Genomic DNA, 16,200 nt, shown 5'->3' with positions numbered 1-16,200 from the left:
GATCCCCGTCAGTCACCCGGGAAGTGACACGCCACCTCCGAGGAGGCGACAAGCTGCAGCAGCGGCCGCTCGGTGCGGCAGACCTCCTGCGCCTTGGGGCAGCGCGGGTGGAAGGTGCAGCCCGGGGGCGGGGCGGCCGGGCTCGGCGGGTCGCCGAGCAGCACGATCCGCTCGCGCCGCCGCTCGGCCGCCGGGTCGGGCAGCGGAACGGCGGACAACAGCGCCCTGGTGTAAGGGTGCTGGGGGTTCTCGTACAGGGACGTCTTGTCCCCGATCTCGACGATCCGGCCGAGGTACATGACGGCGACCCGGTCGCTGACCCGCTTGACGACGGAGAGGTCGTGCGCGATGAACACGTAGGCCAGGCCCAGTTCCGCGCGCAGCTTCTCCATCAGGTTGACGATCTGCGCCTGGACGGAGACGTCGAGGGCCGAGACCGGCTCGTCGGCGATGACGAGCCGCGGGTTGGTGGCGAGCGAGCGGGCGATGCCGATGCGCTGCGCCTGGCCGCCGGAGAACTCGTGCGGGTAGCGGTCGATGTGCTCGGGGATCAGGCCGACGAGTTCCATCAGCTCGGCGGCCCGGCGCCGGGCATCGGCCGCGCTCGACCCCTGGACCAGCAGCGGGTCCGAGATGATCCGGGACACCGTCTGGCGGGGGTTGAGGGAGGAGTGCGGGTCCTGGAAGACCATCTGGATGTTCTTGCGCAACGGCCGCAGCGCGCCCTGGGAGAGCCGGCTGATGTCCTTGCCCTCGAACTCGACGCTGCCGGAGGTGGGTTCCAGCAGCCGCACCAGCATCCGGCCGGTGGTGGACTTCCCGCAGCCCGACTCCCCGACCAGGCCGAGGGTCCCGCCGGCCGCCAGGTCGAAGGAGACCCCGTCCACGGCTCGCACGGGCGCCCCCCGGCGCCCGGTGACCGACCGCTTCCCGGGAAAGGTCATCGTCAGGTCGCGTACGGACAGCAGCGGTTCGCTCATCGGGTCACCTCGGCAGGGGTTCCGGCGCCGGCCCCGGCGTAGTGGCAGGCGACCGTACGCGGCGGCCCGTCCCCGTAGGCCTCCAGGTCCGGCCGTACGTCGCCGCAGCGCGCGGCCGCCCTCGGACAGCGAGGGGCGAACGCGCAGCCGGACGCCGGCGCGAGCAGGGAGGGCGGGGAGCCGGGGATGAAGGGCAGCGGTGCGTCGTCGGGGGTGTCCAGCCGGGGCAGCGAGTCCAGCAGGCCCCGGGTGTAGGGGTGGGCGGGGTCGGCGAACAGGTCGTCGACCGGGGCCTGTTCGGCGGCCCGGCCGCCGTACATGACCAGGACCTCGTGGGCCACCCGGGCCACGACGCCCAGGTCATGGGTGATCATCACGACGCCGAGGCCGCGCTCCTGCTGGAGCCGGGCGATCAGTTCGAGGATCTGCGCCTGCACGGTGACGTCGAGGGCGGTGGTCGGCTCGTCCGCGATCAGCAGTTCGGGCTCGCAGGCCAGGGCCATGGCGATCATCGCGCGCTGGCGCATGCCGCCGGAGAACTGGTGCGGGTACTCCCCCGCCCGGCGGGCCGGTTCGGGGATGCCGACCTCGCCGAGCATGTCGACCGCGCGCTTGCGCGCGGCGGCCCGGCCGGCCTTGAAGTGGATCCGGAAGTGCTCGGCGATCTGCTCGCCGATCGTGTAGTAGGGGTGCAGGCTGGACAGCGGATCCTGGAAGATCATCGCCATCTTGCGGCCGCGCACGGCGGAGAGCTCCTTCTCCGAAAGGCCGGTGAGCTCCCTTCCGGCGAGCTTGACGGATCCGCCGACCTCGGCGCCGCGGTGCAGCCCCATGACGGCGAGGGAGGTGACGGACTTGCCCGAGCCGGACTCGCCGACGATGCCGAGGGTGCGTCCGGCCTCGACGGTGAAGCCCAGCGAGTCGACGGCGCGTACCGAGCCGCGCGGGGTGGTGAACGTGACGTGCAGGTCGCGTACTTCGAGAAGGGGAGCGGCCATCAGTACCTCACCCTCGGGTCGATGACGGCGTACAGGAGGTCGACGGCGAGGTTGGCGACGACGATGAAGAAGGCGGCGAGCAGGGTGACGCCGAGGACCACGGGCTGGTCGGAGGTGACCAGGGCGCCGTAGAACAGCCTGCCGATGCCCGGGAGTCCGAAGATGGACTCGGTGATGACGGCGCCGGCGAGGAGCCCTCCGAGGTCCATGCCGAAGATGGTCAGGATCGGGGTCATCCCGGAGCGCAGCCCGTGTTTGACGACGACCGTGCGCTCGGGCATGCCCTTGGCGCGGGCGGTACGGATGTACGGCTCGGCCATCGCCTCGATCATCGAGCCGCGGCTCTGCCGGGCGTACATGGCGGCGTACAGCAGGGCCAGCGCGGTCCAGGGCAGCAGCAGGTTCGAGGCCCAGGAGACCGGGTTGTCGGTGAAGGCCTGGTAGGTGGGGTACGGGAGCAGCCCGGCGATGCGGATGACCCCGTAGATCAGCATGACGGAGGTGAAGTAGACGGGCAGCGAGGCGGCGGCGACCGCGCCGACCATCAGGGCCTTGTCGGTGGCGGTGTCCTTGCGCAGGGCGGCGGTGACGCCCGCGCCGAGGCCGAGGACGAGCCACAGCACGGCGGCGCCGACGGCCAGGGAGGCGGAGACCGGGAGGCGGTCCATGAGCAGGTCCCACACCGGCAGGGAGTTCTCGTACGAGTAGCCCAGGCAGGGGAAGTCGCACTGGACTGCGTACTGGCCGGTGCCGAGGGTGCGGCCGGTGAAGATGCCGGTGAGGAAGTCGAGGAACTGGCGCCACACGGGCTGGTCGAGGCCCAGGTAGACCCGTACGTCGGCCAGTCGCTCGGCGCTGCACGTCTTGCCGCAGGCGGCCGCGGCCGGGTCGGAGGGCAGGACGTAGAAGATGAGGAAGGTGACGGCTGCGATGGCCAGGAGGACTCCGGCCAGGGCGAGCAGCCTGCGCGCGAGGTAGAGGATCACGTGCGGCTGCCCCTCGGGTCGAGGATGTCGCGCAGGGCGTCGCCGAGCAGGGTGAAGGCGAGCACGGCGAGGAAGAGGAAGACGCTCGGGATCACGAAGTACATGGGGTCGGTCTCGTAGTAGGCCACGGACTCGGCGATCATCTGGCCCCAGGACGGGGTGGGCGGGCGGACGCCGACACCGAGGTAGCTGAGCGCGGCCTCGGTGCTGATCATTCCGGGGATGAGCAGGGTGGTGTAGGCGATGACCGGGCCCGCGACGCCCGGGAGGATGTCGCGGGTCAGGATCCGCCAGGAGCCGGCGCCGCCGACGCGGGCGGCGTCGACGTACTCGCGGTGTTTGAGGGAGAGGGTCTGGCCGCGGACGACGCGGGCGACGCCGGGCCAGCCGAACACCCCGATGACGGTGGTCATCAGGACGATCCGGTTGACGTCCTTCGCCACTGACAGCATCGCGATCATGAAGATCAGCGACGGGAAGGACATGGTGAGGTCCATCAGGCGGGACAGGACCGCGTCGGTGCGGCCGCCGAAGTAGCCGGCGGCGATCCCGGCCGCGGTGCCGGCGACCACGACGATGGCGGTGGCGGCGAAGGCGATGAGGAGGGAGACCTGGGCTCCGTGGACGACACGGGCGAACAGGTCGCGGCCGGTGACGGGTTCGACGCCGAGCCAGTGCTCGGGGCTGATCCCGCCGAAGGAGCCGAGGGGCTGGCCCCCGAGGTAGGGGTCGATGGCGGTCTTGTCGAACTCGTCGGGCGACCAGCCGCCGAGGCTCCCCAGCCAGGGGGCGGTGGCGGCCATCAGGACGAAGAGCAGGACGACGCAGAGGCTGACGCGGACGGCGGGGCGGCGGCGGAGTTCCCGCCGGGCGAGCTGCCAGGGGCTGCTGCCCGGAGGGACCTCCGCTGCCGCCGGAGGGCCGGCGGCGGGTGCGGTGGCGGTCATGGCTGTGTCTTCGCCGGCCCTCAGCCCTGGCTCTTCGACGGGTCCTTGAGGCCGACCGTCGCGTAGTCGATCTCGCCGGTCCACACGGGATGGCCGAAGGCGCCGGCGATGTTGGGGCCGACGAGGAGCGGCTTGCGCTCCAGCATGACGGGGATGGACGGGGACTTCTTCATGAGCTCGGCGTCCAGGTCGATCCAGGCCTGGTTGGCCTGCTTCGCGTCGGACATGTTGTTGATCTCGTCGATGCGCTTGATGGTCGCCTCGTCGCGGAACTGGCTGTAGTTGCCCTGGTTGCCCTTGTCCTTGATGGTGCGTCCGTCGAAGACGAAGGGGATCCAGGTGGAACCGGAGGGGTAGTCGGGGCACCAGCCGGTGTAGGTCATGTCGGGCGTGGTGGAGAGGTCTCCGATGACGTCGTAGTACGCGCCCGGGTCGACGGTGTCGATGACCACCTCGACGCCCACCCGGGCGAGGCCCTGCTGGATGGCCTCGGCCTGGCTCTTGTCGCCGTTGGAGACGGACAGGGAGACCTTGAGCTTCTCCTTGCCGGCGGCCTTCAGCAGTTCCTTGGCCTTGGCCGGGTCGCCCGCCGGGGCGATCTTCAGCGTGTCGGCCTGCTTGCCGCCGGACAGGGCCGGGGGCAGGTAGGCGGTGGCCACCTCGTTGAGGGCGGGACCGCCGCCCGCGGTGACCACGGCCTCCTTGTCAACGGCGTACTGCATGGCCTCGCGGACCTTGGGGTCGTCGAAGGGGGCGCGCGAGTTGTTCAGGAAGAGCATCTCGGTACAGCCCTTGGTCTCGGCGATCAGGCGGGCCTTGATCTCCGGCTTGGGCAGCACCTTGGGGGCGCTCTCGGGCCGCATGTCGACGTACTGGACGGACGATGCGTCGGCGCCCTCACCGGCGATGATGCGGTCGTCGATCTGGCCGGCCTTGAGGCCCATGACCACGACGAACTTGTCGGGGTAGGCCTTGCGCACGGTGTCGGTCTTCACGTCCCAGTGCTCGTTGCGGACGAGCACGAGCTTCTTGTCCCGGTCGTACGACTCGATCTTGTACGGGCCGGAGGAGAACGGGCGGGAGTCGTACTGGGTGCCCTTCTCCTGGGACTGCGGGACCGGGGCGAAGGTCGGCAGGGTGGCGGTGGCGGAGAACTCGGCGACGGGGCGCTTGAGTTCGAAGACGATGGTGCGGTCGTCGGGGGTCTTGACCGAGTCCAGGTGCTTGCCCTGGAGGGGGCCCTTGTAGCCCTCGGTGCCGGCCAGGTACTGGGCCGCGTAGTCGGGGCCGCCGGTGAGGTCGGGGGCGAAGGAGCGCTCGACGTTGTACTTGATGTCCTGGGCCTTGATCGGCGAGCCGTCCTCGTACTTCACGCCCTCCTTGAGGGTGAAGGTCCAGGTGCGGCCGCCGTTGGAGGGGGTGCCGAGGTCGGTGGCGAGGTCGGGGACCAGCTCGCTGCCGCCCTTGCCGGGCTCGGCCTTGAAGGTGACGAGCGTGCGGTAGAGGAGGCGGGTGCCGAAGTCCATCGTCGGCATCACCCAGTTGCGGGCCGGGTCGAGGTGGGCGAAGTCCTGGTTGGACAGGATCGTGAGGGTGCCGCCCTTGACCGGGGTGCCGCCGAGGATCTTGCCGTCGTTGGCGGCGGCGGGGTTGGAGGCCCCCGCGCCCGCCGAGCCCTTCTTCGGGTCGGAGCAGCCCGAGGCACCGAGTGCGAGAGCGGCCACCAGGGCGGTGGCGAGGGCGAGTTGGGTGCGCTTGGTCATGGGTCACTCCAGTGAAGGGCTGCGCTCTATGATGTGACCGGTAACATAGTAATGTGAAATTGTACTGACAAGAGGTTGGTGCAGCCGTTACCCAGCCGTGTCCAAATCGGGCCCCTGGCACGGGTGTTGGCCTGGCGCCCGGGTACGCGAAAGCGCGGCCCGGCTGGCAAGCCGGACCGCGCTGCGGCCTGCGGGCTCCTAGGTCGTGTCGTCAAAGTCCCCTCTGGCCGGCCCCGCCCTTCGGGCGGCCGACGACTTTGACGACACTCCCTAGAGCCCCGAGCCCAGGCGGGTGGCCGGGCGGCCGACCGGCTCGTCGCGGCCCTGGGCCCACAGGGAGCGGACGTGGCCGAGGTGGCGCAGCATGCACTGCTCGGCCGCCTCGGCGTCCCCGGCGATCATCAGGTCGAGCAGCTCGATGTGCTCCTCGGCGGAGGACACCAGCTTGCCGGCCTCGTCCAGGCCCGTCAGGCCGTACAGGCGCGAGCGCTTGCGCAGATCGCCGACCGTCTCGACGAGCCGGTCGTTGCCGGCGAGCGCCAGCAGGGTGAGGTGGAAGCGGCGGTCCGCCTCCAGGTACCCGATGAGGTTGTGCTCGCGCGCGCTGGTGACGATCTCCTCGGCGATGGGCCGCAGCGCCTCCAACTGCTCGGGCGTGGCCATTCTCGTGACCCGGCCGATGGTGGGGACCTCGATCATCGTGCGCAGTTCGGTGTACTGGTCCAGGTCGCGCTCACTGACCTCGGTGATCCGGAAGCCCTTGTTGCGGACCGGCTCGACGAGGCCCTCGCGGGCCAGGTCGAGCATGGCTTCGCGCACGGGCGTGGCCGAGACGCCGAGTTCGGCCGCGAGGCCGGGTGCGGAGTAGACGCTGCCGGGGCGCAGTTCACCCGCTATCAGGGCTGCTCGGAGGGCGTGGCCGACCTGGTCGCGGAGCCGTTCCTGGGCCTTGATGAGACTGTGCTGCTTCAGGTCACCCATTGCTTTTCCTCCGACACCCCTCGCACCACCGACGCGCAGGGGAACAGCGTACAATGTCACGTTTCGCTGTTCGTCCCGGTGGCCAGGTACATCGCCACGGCCACAGCGAGATCCTCCCAGGCCATGCCCACGCTCTTGAAGAGCTGTGGACAACCCGCCGCCCCGCCGGTCGGCATCCGGCCCGCCACCAGGTCAGCCAGGGTGCCGCTGATATGACCGGGCCCGATCGCCCCTTCCGCCTCGGGGACCAGCAGGTCCCCCGCCTCCCGCAGGGCCGCCGCACGCGACTCCACGTACACGGCGGCCCGCCGCACCAGCGCGGTGTCGGTCTCACGGGCCTGCGGCTCGTGCGAGCCGACGGCGACGACCGTCGCGCCCGGCGCCACCAGGCGCCCGTCGAAGAGGGGTTCGCGGGCCGTGGTGCAGCAGACCACCAGATCGGCGCCGGCCACATCCCCGGCCGTCCCGGTCCTGGCCTCCACCCCCAGGGTACGGGCGTACTCGGCCAGCTTGCGCGCACCCTCGACCCGGCGGGCGACCACCACCACCTCGGCCAACGCCCGCTCGGCCAGCACCGCTTCGAGGTGCCCGTACGCCTGCGGCCCCGAGCCGAAGAGCACCAGCCGGGACGGCCGCCCGGCCGGGGCCAGGTACCGCAGGGCCAGGGCCGACACCGCCGGGGTGCGCAGGGCGGTCAGCGCCGCCCCGTCGAGCAGGGCCAGCGGGGTGAGCGTCGGCCCGTCCAGCAGCAGGTAGGACCCGGTGATCCGGGGCAGCCCGCGGCCGGGGTTGTCCGGCGCGACCCCGGCGATCTTCACCCCGGCGTACGCCCCGGACGCGGCCGGCATCAGCAGCAGCTCCCCGCCGGGCACCGCCAGCGCGGTCCGCGGCGGGCACGCCTCCGGGTCCAGCCCGGCCCGCAGGGCGTCGGCCAGCGCGTCGGCCGCCGCGGCCGGGGTGAGCAGCCCGGCCATGGCCCCGGCGCCGAGCTGCACGATCCCCTCGGTCACGCCGGAGCCCGGCACCCCGGAGCCCGTCGCGCCGAAGCCCGTCACAGCGAGAACCCCGCGCCGAGCGCGTCGTACGGGTCGACCGTGAAGGCGTGCTCGCCGGTGCGGTACGCCGTGCCGGTGACCTCGGTGACGCCGCCCTCCAGCATCCGGCCGGTGAACACGGTGCCCACCACCGACTCGTGCAGGAGGTCCTCCCCCGCCCCGAGCCGCCCGTCCTCGGCCAGCAGCGCGAGCCGCGCCGAGGTACCGGAGCCGCAGGGCGAGCGGTCGATCTGCCCGTCGGCGAAGACGGTGACGTTGCGCTGGTGCGGCCCGAACGGGGTGTCCGACAGCTCTTCGTAGAGGATCACCCCGTAGACCCCCGAGAGCAGCGGCCCACCGGGGTGCCAGGCGGCGGGGTGGGTGGCGAGCGCGGCCCTGACCTCCTGCCCGGCCCGCACCAGCGAGGGCAGTTCCGCCGGGGAGACCCCGAGGCCCAGCTCCCGCGCCGGGAGGGAGGCGTAGCAGGCCCCGGCGTGCGCGATGTCCACCTCGGCCATGCCCAGCGACGTGGCGACCGGCACCTTGCGGGCGCCCACCCGGGCCGGGACGTTGCGGAAGGTGATCCCTGTGGTGCGGCCCCCGTCCCGGTGCACGGTGGCGGTGACCCGCCCGGACGGCACGTCGATGCGCACCTGCGCGTCCCCGTCGTCGGGGGCGGCGACCAGGCCGCTGTCCACGGCCCAGGCGCCGAGCGCCATGGTGCCGTGCCCGCAGGCGGTGGAGTAGCCGTCCTTGTGCCAGAACAGCACCCCGAAGTGCGCCCCGTCGTCGTCGGGCGGCACGACGAACCCGCCGTACATCCCGGCGTGCCCGCGCGGCTCCTGCACCAGCATCCGCCGTACGTCGTCCAGCGCGCCCCGGCGCGGTGCCGTACCGGATCCTCCGGGTCCGATGGCGGTGGCGCAGCGCTCGGCGACGGTGTCCCCGGGCACGGGGGCGAGGGCGCCGGAGGTGAGGTCGACGATCCGGAAGGGCTCGCCGGCGGTGTGGTAGTCCACCGTTCGAACGGTCGTCACAGGAGGAACCCTCCGGGGAAGGGGTCGGTCGGGTCGAGGAAGTACTGGGCGGTGCCGGTGATCCAGGCCCGCCCGGTGACGGTGGGCACGACGGCCTCGCGGTCGCCGACGGTGGTGCGGCCGACGAGCCGGCCGGTGAACTCGGTGCCGATGAAGGACTCGTTGACGAAGTCGGCGCCGAGTTCCAGGAGCCCCCGGGCGTGGAGCTGGGCCATGCGCGCGCTGGTTCCCGTACCGCAGGGCGAGCGGTCGAACCAGCCGGGGTGGATGGCCATGGCGTGCCGGGAGCGGTGGCCGTCGGAGCCGGGGGCGGCGAGGTAGACGTGCTTGACCCCGGCGATGGAGGGGTTCTCGGGGTGCACGGGGCGGTCGTCGCTCGCGTTGACGGCTTCCATGATGGCGAGCCCGGCGGCGATCAGGTCTTCCTTGCGGGCCCGGTCGAAGGGCAGGCCGAGGGCGTCGAGTTCGACGAAGGCGTAGAAGTTGCCGCCGTAGGCCAGGTCGTAGGTGACCGTGCCGAAGCCGGGCACCTCGGTCTTCAGGTCGAGGCCGACGCTGAAGGCGGGCACGTTGGTGAAGGTGACGGCGGTCGCCGCCCCGTCCTCGACGTGGACGTCGACGCTCACCAGGCCGGCCGGGGTGTCGAGCCGGACCGTGGTGACCGGCTCGACGACCGGGACCATGCCGGTCTCGACGAGGACGGTGGCGACCCCGATGGTGCCGTGCCCGCACATGGGGAGCAGGCCCGACACCTCGATGTAGAGGACGCCGTAGTCCGCGTCGGGGCGGGTGGGGGGTTGCAGGATCGCGCCGCTCATCGCGGAGTGTCCGCGCGGTTCGTACATGAGCAGGGTCCGGACGTGCTCCATGTGCTCGATGAAGTGAAGGCGCTTGTCGGCCATGGTGGCACCGGGGATCACCCCGACTCCCCCGGTGATCACCCTGGTCGGCATGCCCTCGGTGTGCGAGTCGACCGCGTGGTAGATGTGGCGCGTACGCATCGGGCGTCCCCTCCGGCTGGTTAGTTGAGGCCCTCGGCGAGGGCCTTCTCGGTGGCGGCGCGCACGGCGGCCTCGATTTCCCCGGTGAGCGGGAAGCGCGGCGGGCGGGTGGCGCCGCCGGGGCGGCCGGCCAGGTCCATGGACAGCTTGATGGCCTGGACGAACTCGGTCTTGGAGTCCCAGCGCAGCAGGGAGTGCAGGGACTTGTAGAGCGGCAGGGCGGTGGTGAGGTCGCCCGCGACGGCGGCCCGGTAGAGGGTGGCGCAGGACTGCGGCAGGGCGTTGGGGTAGCCGGCGATCCAGCCGACCGCGCCGGCGAGGGCGAGTTCGAGGAGCACGTCGTCGGCGCCGATGAGCAGGTCGAGGCCCGGGGCCAGTTCGGCGATCTCGTACGCGCGGCGCACGTCGCCGCTGAACTCCTTCACGGCGACGATGCTGCCGTCGGTGTGCAGCCGGGCGAGCAGGGCGGGAGTGAGGTCCACCTTGGTGTCTATGGGGTTGTTGTACGCGACGACGGGCAGTCCGGCGCCCGCGACCTCGGCGTAGTGTGCGCGCACGGTCTGCTCGTCGGCGCGGAAGGCGTTGGGGGGCAGGAGCAGGACGGAGCCGGCGCCCGCCTCGGCGGCCTGATCGGCCCAGCGGCGGGCCTCGGCGCTGCCGTAGGCGGCGACGCCGGGCATGACGCGGGCGCCGTCGCCCGCGGCCTCGACCGCGGTACGGACGACGCGCGCCCGCTCCTCGTCGGTCAGGGTCTGGTACTCGCCGAGGGAGCCGTTGGGGACCACGCCGTCGCAGCCGTTCGCGATCAGCCAGGCCACGTGTTCGGCGTACGCGTCGTAGTCGACGGTGAGGTCCTCGCGCAGGGGCAGCGCGGTGGCCACCATGATTCCGTGCCAGGGGCGGGTGCGGGTGGGGGCGGACGCAGGCGCGGGGGTGTGCGCGTTGGTCATGAGAGAACTCCCTAGAGTGGTGTGTGACATTTTACTAGTGGGTATACGGCGGCCACAAGGGTCGTGGCCGGTCTGATCAGCGGTCGCCCGCCGGAAGTTGTGCGAGGTGCGCCAGCGGAACCGGGCAGGACAGCGGCCTGCGGTCGGGCGCGGGCTCCTCCCCGGCGAGGGCCGCGACGGCCGGCCCGCACATGCGGCCCTGGCACCAGCCCATGCCCGCCCGGGTGAGCAGTTTGACGGTACGGGCGTCGCGCGCGCCCAGGTCGCGGACGGCCTCGCGGATCCGGCCGGCCGGGACCTCCTCGCAGCGGCAGGCGTCGGTGTCGTCGCGCAGCCAGTCGGTCCACCCCTCGCCGGGCCGGTGCGCGGCGGCCATGGCGTCGGCGAAGGCGCGCAGTCGCGCGCGGCGGCGTACGAGCGGGCCGGGGGCGGGCCGCTCGGCGATCGCCAGGGCCGCCAGCTCGCCCTCGACCAGGGCCAGTTGGGCCCCGCCGATGCCGCCGGTCTCGCCCGCCGACCAGATGCCGGGGACGGAGGTCCGCTGCGCGGCGTCCAGGTCCAGTGCGACCGTGCCGTCGGCGCTGCGGATGGTGGCGCAGCCCAGGGCGGTGGCCAGCTCCAGCTGGGGCACCAGGCCGTGGCCGACGGCGACGGCGTCGCAGGGGATGCGGCGGGCGGTGCCGGGGACCGGGCGCCAGTCGCGGTCGAGGCGGGCCACGGTGACGGCCTCGACGCGGTCGGTGCCGTGGGCCTCGGTGACGGCGTGCCGGGTGAGGAGTCGGACGTGGTGGCGGAGCAGGGCGCTGCCGTACGTGGCGCCTTCGGCGAGCTTGCCGGGGTTGCGCAGCAGGGCGGCGGCCCGGCCGGCGTAGCCGGTGTACGAGGCACCCTCCACCACGGCGGGCACGGTGGCCCCGGCAGCGGCCAGCGAGCCGGCCACGGCGAGCAGCAGCGGCCCGCTCCCGGCGACGACCACCCGCTTGCCGGGGAGCACGAGCCCGCCCTTGAGCATGGCCTGGGCTCCGCCTGCTCCGATCACCCCGGGCAGGGTCCAGCCGGGGAAGGGCAGTTGCCGCTCGTAGGCCCCGGTGGCGAGCAGTACGTCCCGGGCCGGGACGGCTGCGGCGCGCTCCTCGGGGCCGTGGCCGGCCACCGCGTGCAGGAGCCAGCCCGGACCGTCCGGGACGACCGCCCAGACGTGGTGCCCCGGAAGGTAGGTGATCCGGCCGGCCGATTCGTGGGCGCGCAGGGCGGCTTCGCGGGAGGCGAAGTCGGCCCAGCCGTGGTGCAGGGCCTGCGGCCGGGCGGCGCCGAGGCCGGGCGCGGGCGTGCGGTAGTACTGCCCGCCCGGGCGGTCGCCGGCGTCGAGGACGGTGACGCGCAGGCCGAGCCCGGCGGCGGTGACGGCGGCGGCGAGCCCGGCCGGGCCCGCGCCGACGACGGCGAGGTCCGCGGGGGCGGCGGTGGGGTCCGCGGAGGCGGCCGGGTCAGACGGCGAGGTCGGCATGGCCGGTTCCCTCCTGGGTGGTGACGGTGTCCCCGGGGTGCGCCGGGACCAGGCAGGCGCGCTGGTTCGGGCGGCCGTTGACGGTGACGAGGCAGTCGTAGCAGCTGCCGATGCCGCAGAACGCGCCGCGCGGGGCGCCGCCCTCACGGGTGGTCCGCCAGGCGAGGATCCCGGCGTCCCACAGCACGGCGGCGATGCTCTGCCCCTCCTGCGCGGGCAGCGTCCGGCCGTCGAAGCCGATGGTGTAGGTCGCCGCCGGGGCGCCGCCGACCAGCGAGCGGGGGGTGCGGTTCATCTGTCGGCCTCCGCGAAGCGGTCGGGGCGGAACGGGTCCGGGGGGAGCGGGGGTTCGGCTCCCGTGAGGGCGGCTGCGATCAGCACGCCGGTGCCGGGGGCGAGCCCGATGCCCGCGCCCTCGTGGCCGCAGGCGTGCAGCAGGCCGGGCACCCGGGGGTCCGGGCCGATCGCCGGGAGGTGGTCCGGCAGGTACGGGCGGAAGCCGTGGTAGGTGCGCAGCACCCGGACCCCGGCCAGGACGGGGAAGAGGGCCGCGGCCTGGGAGGCCAGCCGGCGCAGGGCCTCCATCGAGAGGGACCGGTCGAAGCCGACCCGCTCGCGGGTGGCGCCGATCAGCACCGGGCCCGACGGGGTGCCCTCGACGACCCCCGAGGACTGCAGGGCCGCGGAGTCGCTGGCGACGTCCGCGACGTAGTCGGCCGCGTAGACCTTGTGCCGGACCACCCTCGGGAGCGGTTCGGTCACCAGGACGAAGCCGCGGCGCGGGAGGACGGGCAGGTCGCTCCCGGCGAGGGAGGCGACGGCGCCGCCCCAGGTGCCGGCCGCGTTGACGACCGCCGGGGCGAGCAGTTCCCGGCGCGCGGTGCGGACCCCCCGTACGCCGCCGGGCCCCGTCAGGACCTCGGTGACCTCCTCGCCGAGGTACAGCTCGGCGCCCGACGCGGCCAGCAGGCGGGCCGCGGCCTGGGCCGGCTGGACCTGGGAGTCCTGGGGGTAGTGGAAGCCGCCCGCGAGGCCCGGGGCCAGGTGCGGTTCCAGGTCGTAGAGGGCGTCGGGGCCCACGTCGGCGGAGGCGACCCCGGCGGCGCGCTGGCCGTCCGCGAAGTCCCGTAGGGCTTTGAGGGTGGTCTCGTCCTGGGCGACGACGAGCCCGCCCTTGGGCTCGTACTCGATCTGCCCGGGGAGCGCGGCCGCCAACTCTTCCCAGAGCCGGGTCGATAGCAGCGCGAGGTCCAGCTCGGGGCCGGGCTTCTTGTCGGAGACGAGCAGGTTGCCCTCCCCCGCGCCGGTCGTACCGCCCGCGACGGGACCGCTGTCCACGACGGCCACGGAGAGTCCGGAGCGGGCCGCGTAGTAGGCGCAGGCCGCTCCGACGACGCCGGCGCCGATGATCACGACGTCCATGCCAGTAATATGTCACATTCTTTAGAGGGTGCCTAGGGTTGCCCGGGCCGGTCCCGACCCCCGTTCAGGTACGGGACCGGCCCGGAAGCGATCAGCTGCGGAGCGGACCCTCACAGCTGTAGCTCGACGTGCCGGCGGTGCGGTTGGACCAGATCTCCAGCGGGCCGAAGGAGCAGTTCATGTCGGCCAGGTTGTTCGAGGCCGCCCCCGCCCGGTCGAGGATGAAGTAGTCGACCGTCTCGGACACGTCCTTGAAGTTCTGGTCGTCGCTGCGCCAGTTCTTCAGGTTCGACGTGATCCGGCCGGTACAGGTGAACCGGCGCTTTCCGGGGTCGCCGTTCTCCACGCAGTCCGGCGTGTTGTAGGTGGCGGTCGCGAAGGCCGACTTCACCGAGGCGAGCGCCGAATCGCGCAGCCGCTCGTTGGGCGTGAAGGAGGTGTTCGGGACGAAGAGCTGGTCCACCTTGGCGATCTGGGCGTCCAGGAAGCGGTCGTAGTCGCGCTGGAGGTAGCTGTCCGCGCCCATCCGGTAGCGCCAGGCGTCGTAGCCCGCCACGTCGTTGGCGCGCAGGTAGCCGTACATCTCGCGCAGCAGGGAGGGCTTCTCGGTCCACAGGAACTCGAAGAAGGTGCCCGCGTAGCTGTAGAAGCGGAAGCCGTCGCCGTCGTAGGTGGCGTGCAGCAGCTGCTCGACGGTCATGCGGGGGTCGCCGCCCGCTGTGTCGTTGATGATGCTCTTGACCAGGGACTTGCGGACGGCGATGCCGTTGTCGCGGGTGGCGCCGTCGAAGAACTCGGCGGTGCCCTCGTCCATCGCGGTCGTACGGTCGCCCTCGTACCAGGGGCCCTGGCCGAAGAAGCCGGGGACGGCGAAGCGGCCGTTGAGGTAGTGCGTGTACTCGTGGCGGAAGAGCTCCTCAAGGGTGAGGGAGGAGTCCTCCGGGACGCGGCGCTGGTAGGTGTAGAAGGTGGCGCCGTTCTCGATGTAGATGCCGCCGTTGTTGGTGCCGTAGCCGGTGAGGATCGGGTGGTAGTTCTCGTAGTCGGCGCGGGAGGCGTAGAGCACGATGTTCAGCGTGGTGTTCGGGTCGCCGGCGAGCGGCTGGTCGGTGCCGATGACGCGGTGGAACTGCGTCTTCACCTGCTTGCTCGCGTAGTAGAGCTGGTCGACGGTGGCCCGGTCGAGGGCGGTGCGGACCTTGATGGCGCCGTTGTCGTAGGTGAAGGTGTTCGGGAAGAGCGTCTTCTCGATGTCCTCCTTGCAGACGCCGTACGGCTTGCACGCCTGGTAGAAGTTGAGCCAGGAGACGATCTTGGCCCACGGGTCGGTGCCGAGGTCGGCCTTGACCTGCCCCAGCATCGCGCCGAGGTCGGCGACGACCTGGTCCTTCAGGCCCTCGACCTGGCCGAAGCGGCCGTACTCGCTCATGGCGTCGCGCGCCACCCAGGCGTTGCGGGTGCCCTTGAGGTGGGTGTAGGTGGAGAAGGCCTTGATGGCGGCGCGGTAGGCGGGGTCGGCCGCCACCGCCGCGTGGAAGGCGGCGTCCTGGTTGCCCGGGTAGACGCCGAGGTAGTTGACGGACAGTCCGGCCAGCGCCGCGCCCGCCCAGCCGGCGTCGAGGTTGGTGGCCGGGTGGGCCGGGTCCATGGTGGCCAGGACGTTCTTGATCAGGCCGAGCTGGTGCTGGCGCAGGCCGGGCGCGCTGGCGGCGTAGAGCGCCTCGCGCAGGGTGCGGGCGTTGGAGGCGGTGACGTCGAAGGTACGCGCGGCGGCCCCGAAGTCGGCGACGGCACGTCGCATGGCGTCGACGGTGGGGGCGTCGGTGACGTCGATCTCGAAGCGCGAGTAGTCGTGGTAGGCGACGGCGTGCAGGTAGGTGAACATCTCCTCCAGGTGGGAGGAGTTACGGCCGTCGTGGGCGGCGGCCAGGCTGGATATCCGGCGGGAGACGGCCTGGACGTGGGCGTCGGACATGACGGGGGCCAGGCGGGCGTCCCATGTCCAGATCAGCCCGCGCAGGCAGCCGTCGGCGAGGACGGCCTGGTCGCCGAGGAAGTCGGCGAACTGCTCCGGGGAGAGGTTCGTGATCCCGTCGAGGGTGCAGGGGACGCCCGCGGCGACGCTCCGCGCGGTGGGGGCCGCCTGGGCCGCCTTGCGGCTCTTCTCGGTGTTCGCGGAGGGCGCGGCGGCGGCCGTGGCGGCGCCGGGGACCTGGCCCGCGATGGCGAGTCCGCCGGGGGCGGGGGCGGGGGCCGCGACGGCCTCGGACGCGTCGGCGAGGTGCTCGACCTCGTCGAAGGGGTTCCCCGCGGGACCGGGCGCCTGCGATCCGGCGAACGCGGCCGGGGCCGAGGCCGGGGCCGGTGCCGGGTTCTCCGCGGCCTGCGTGACGGCTTGGCCGGCGGAGGCGAGGAGCGTGACGGCGACGGCGGAGGCAAGGAGGGACGAACGCACAGCTCTGTGCTTGGGCACCGAGAACTCCTGATGTGGAGGGGTGAGGTGGGGGGTGGTGCGTGAACTGCCCTGCTTCACGCGGCGTTTGACGGGGATTAACGTGCCGCGGTGTGAGCTGTAACATAGTAATGTGAAATTG

Annotated in this window: 14 protein-coding genes; all 14 read right to left on the bottom strand. The window is 72.6% G+C overall.

All coding sequences use genetic code 11. The annotated features are described in order from the left end of the window. Nucleotides 1–8: 8 nt before the first annotated feature. Nucleotides 9–980, bottom strand: coding sequence for an ABC transporter ATP-binding protein (locus ACZ7GJ_RS00305; protein ID WP_470747883.1), 972 nt, complete (start codon nt 978–980; stop codon nt 9–11). After that, on the bottom strand, nt 977–1,978 hold the full coding sequence (locus tag ACZ7GJ_RS00300; RefSeq protein WP_470747881.1) for an ABC transporter ATP-binding protein: 1,002 nt from the start codon (nt 1,976–1,978) through the stop codon (nt 977–979). The genes ACZ7GJ_RS00305 and ACZ7GJ_RS00300 overlap by 4 nt, the downstream gene beginning before the upstream one ends. Beyond that, nucleotides 1,978–2,964, bottom strand: a complete 987-nt coding sequence (locus ACZ7GJ_RS00295; protein ID WP_470747879.1) for an ABC transporter permease — start codon at nt 2,962–2,964, stop codon at nt 1,978–1,980. The genes ACZ7GJ_RS00300 and ACZ7GJ_RS00295 overlap by 1 nt, the downstream gene beginning before the upstream one ends. After that, a complete protein-coding gene (locus tag ACZ7GJ_RS00290) occupies nt 2,961–3,911 on the bottom strand; it encodes an ABC transporter permease (RefSeq protein ID WP_470747877.1) in 951 nt (316 codons plus the stop codon). Before ACZ7GJ_RS00290 ends, ACZ7GJ_RS00295 begins: the two co-directional genes overlap by 4 nt. Nucleotides 3,912–3,931: 20 nt before the next feature. Beyond that, nucleotides 3,932–5,674 carry an ABC transporter substrate-binding protein gene (locus ACZ7GJ_RS00285; RefSeq protein WP_470747875.1) on the bottom strand — a complete coding sequence of 581 codons (1,743 nt, stop codon included), beginning with the start codon at nt 5,672–5,674 and terminating at the stop codon, nt 3,932–3,934. Between the two features lie 270 nt (nt 5,675–5,944). Continuing rightward, entirely contained in the window at nt 5,945–6,655 is a 711-nt protein-coding gene (locus tag ACZ7GJ_RS00280; RefSeq protein ID WP_470747873.1) for a GntR family transcriptional regulator, read from the bottom strand. A gap of 56 nt (nt 6,656–6,711) precedes the next feature. Beyond that, entirely contained in the window at nt 6,712–7,629 is a 918-nt protein-coding gene (locus ACZ7GJ_RS00275) for an ornithine cyclodeaminase family protein (protein WP_470748700.1), read from the bottom strand. A 77-nt stretch (nt 7,630–7,706) separates the two neighbouring features. Next, nucleotides 7,707–8,726 carry a proline racemase family protein gene (locus ACZ7GJ_RS00270; protein WP_470747871.1) on the bottom strand — a complete coding sequence of 340 codons (1,020 nt, stop codon included), beginning with the start codon at nt 8,724–8,726 and terminating at the stop codon, nt 7,707–7,709. Further along, nucleotides 8,723–9,727, bottom strand: a complete 1,005-nt coding sequence (locus tag ACZ7GJ_RS00265; protein ID WP_470747869.1) for a proline racemase family protein — start codon at nt 9,725–9,727, stop codon at nt 8,723–8,725. The genes ACZ7GJ_RS00270 and ACZ7GJ_RS00265 overlap by 4 nt, the downstream gene beginning before the upstream one ends. A gap of 20 nt (nt 9,728–9,747) precedes the next feature. Then, the gene (locus ACZ7GJ_RS00260; protein WP_470747867.1) at nt 9,748–10,677 is read right to left on the bottom strand and encodes a dihydrodipicolinate synthase family protein; all 930 of its coding nucleotides are present in this window, start codon (nt 10,675–10,677) and stop codon (nt 9,748–9,750) included. Between the two features lie 76 nt (nt 10,678–10,753). After that, nucleotides 10,754–12,184, bottom strand: coding sequence for an FAD/NAD(P)-dependent oxidoreductase (locus ACZ7GJ_RS00255; RefSeq protein ID WP_470747865.1), 1,431 nt, complete (start codon nt 12,182–12,184; stop codon nt 10,754–10,756). Further along, complete coding sequence (locus tag ACZ7GJ_RS00250) at nt 12,165–12,479, bottom strand: (2Fe-2S)-binding protein (RefSeq protein ID WP_470747863.1); 315 nt, start codon at nt 12,477–12,479, stop codon at nt 12,165–12,167. The genes ACZ7GJ_RS00255 and ACZ7GJ_RS00250 overlap by 20 nt, the downstream gene beginning before the upstream one ends. Continuing rightward, complete coding sequence (locus ACZ7GJ_RS00245) at nt 12,476–13,606, bottom strand: NAD(P)/FAD-dependent oxidoreductase (protein WP_470747861.1); 1,131 nt, start codon at nt 13,604–13,606, stop codon at nt 12,476–12,478. Before ACZ7GJ_RS00245 ends, ACZ7GJ_RS00250 begins: the two co-directional genes overlap by 4 nt. Before the next feature lie 91 nt (nt 13,607–13,697). Then, nucleotides 13,698–16,079, bottom strand: coding sequence for a collagenase (locus ACZ7GJ_RS00240; RefSeq protein ID WP_470747859.1), 2,382 nt, complete (start codon nt 16,077–16,079; stop codon nt 13,698–13,700). Nucleotides 16,080–16,200: the final 121 nt, after the last annotated feature.

It is taken from the genome of Streptomyces sp. NPDC037242, from assembly GCF_055604165.1.
Note: the sequence above shows the minus strand (reverse complement) of the source record. Positions and strands in the feature narration are given on the sequence as shown.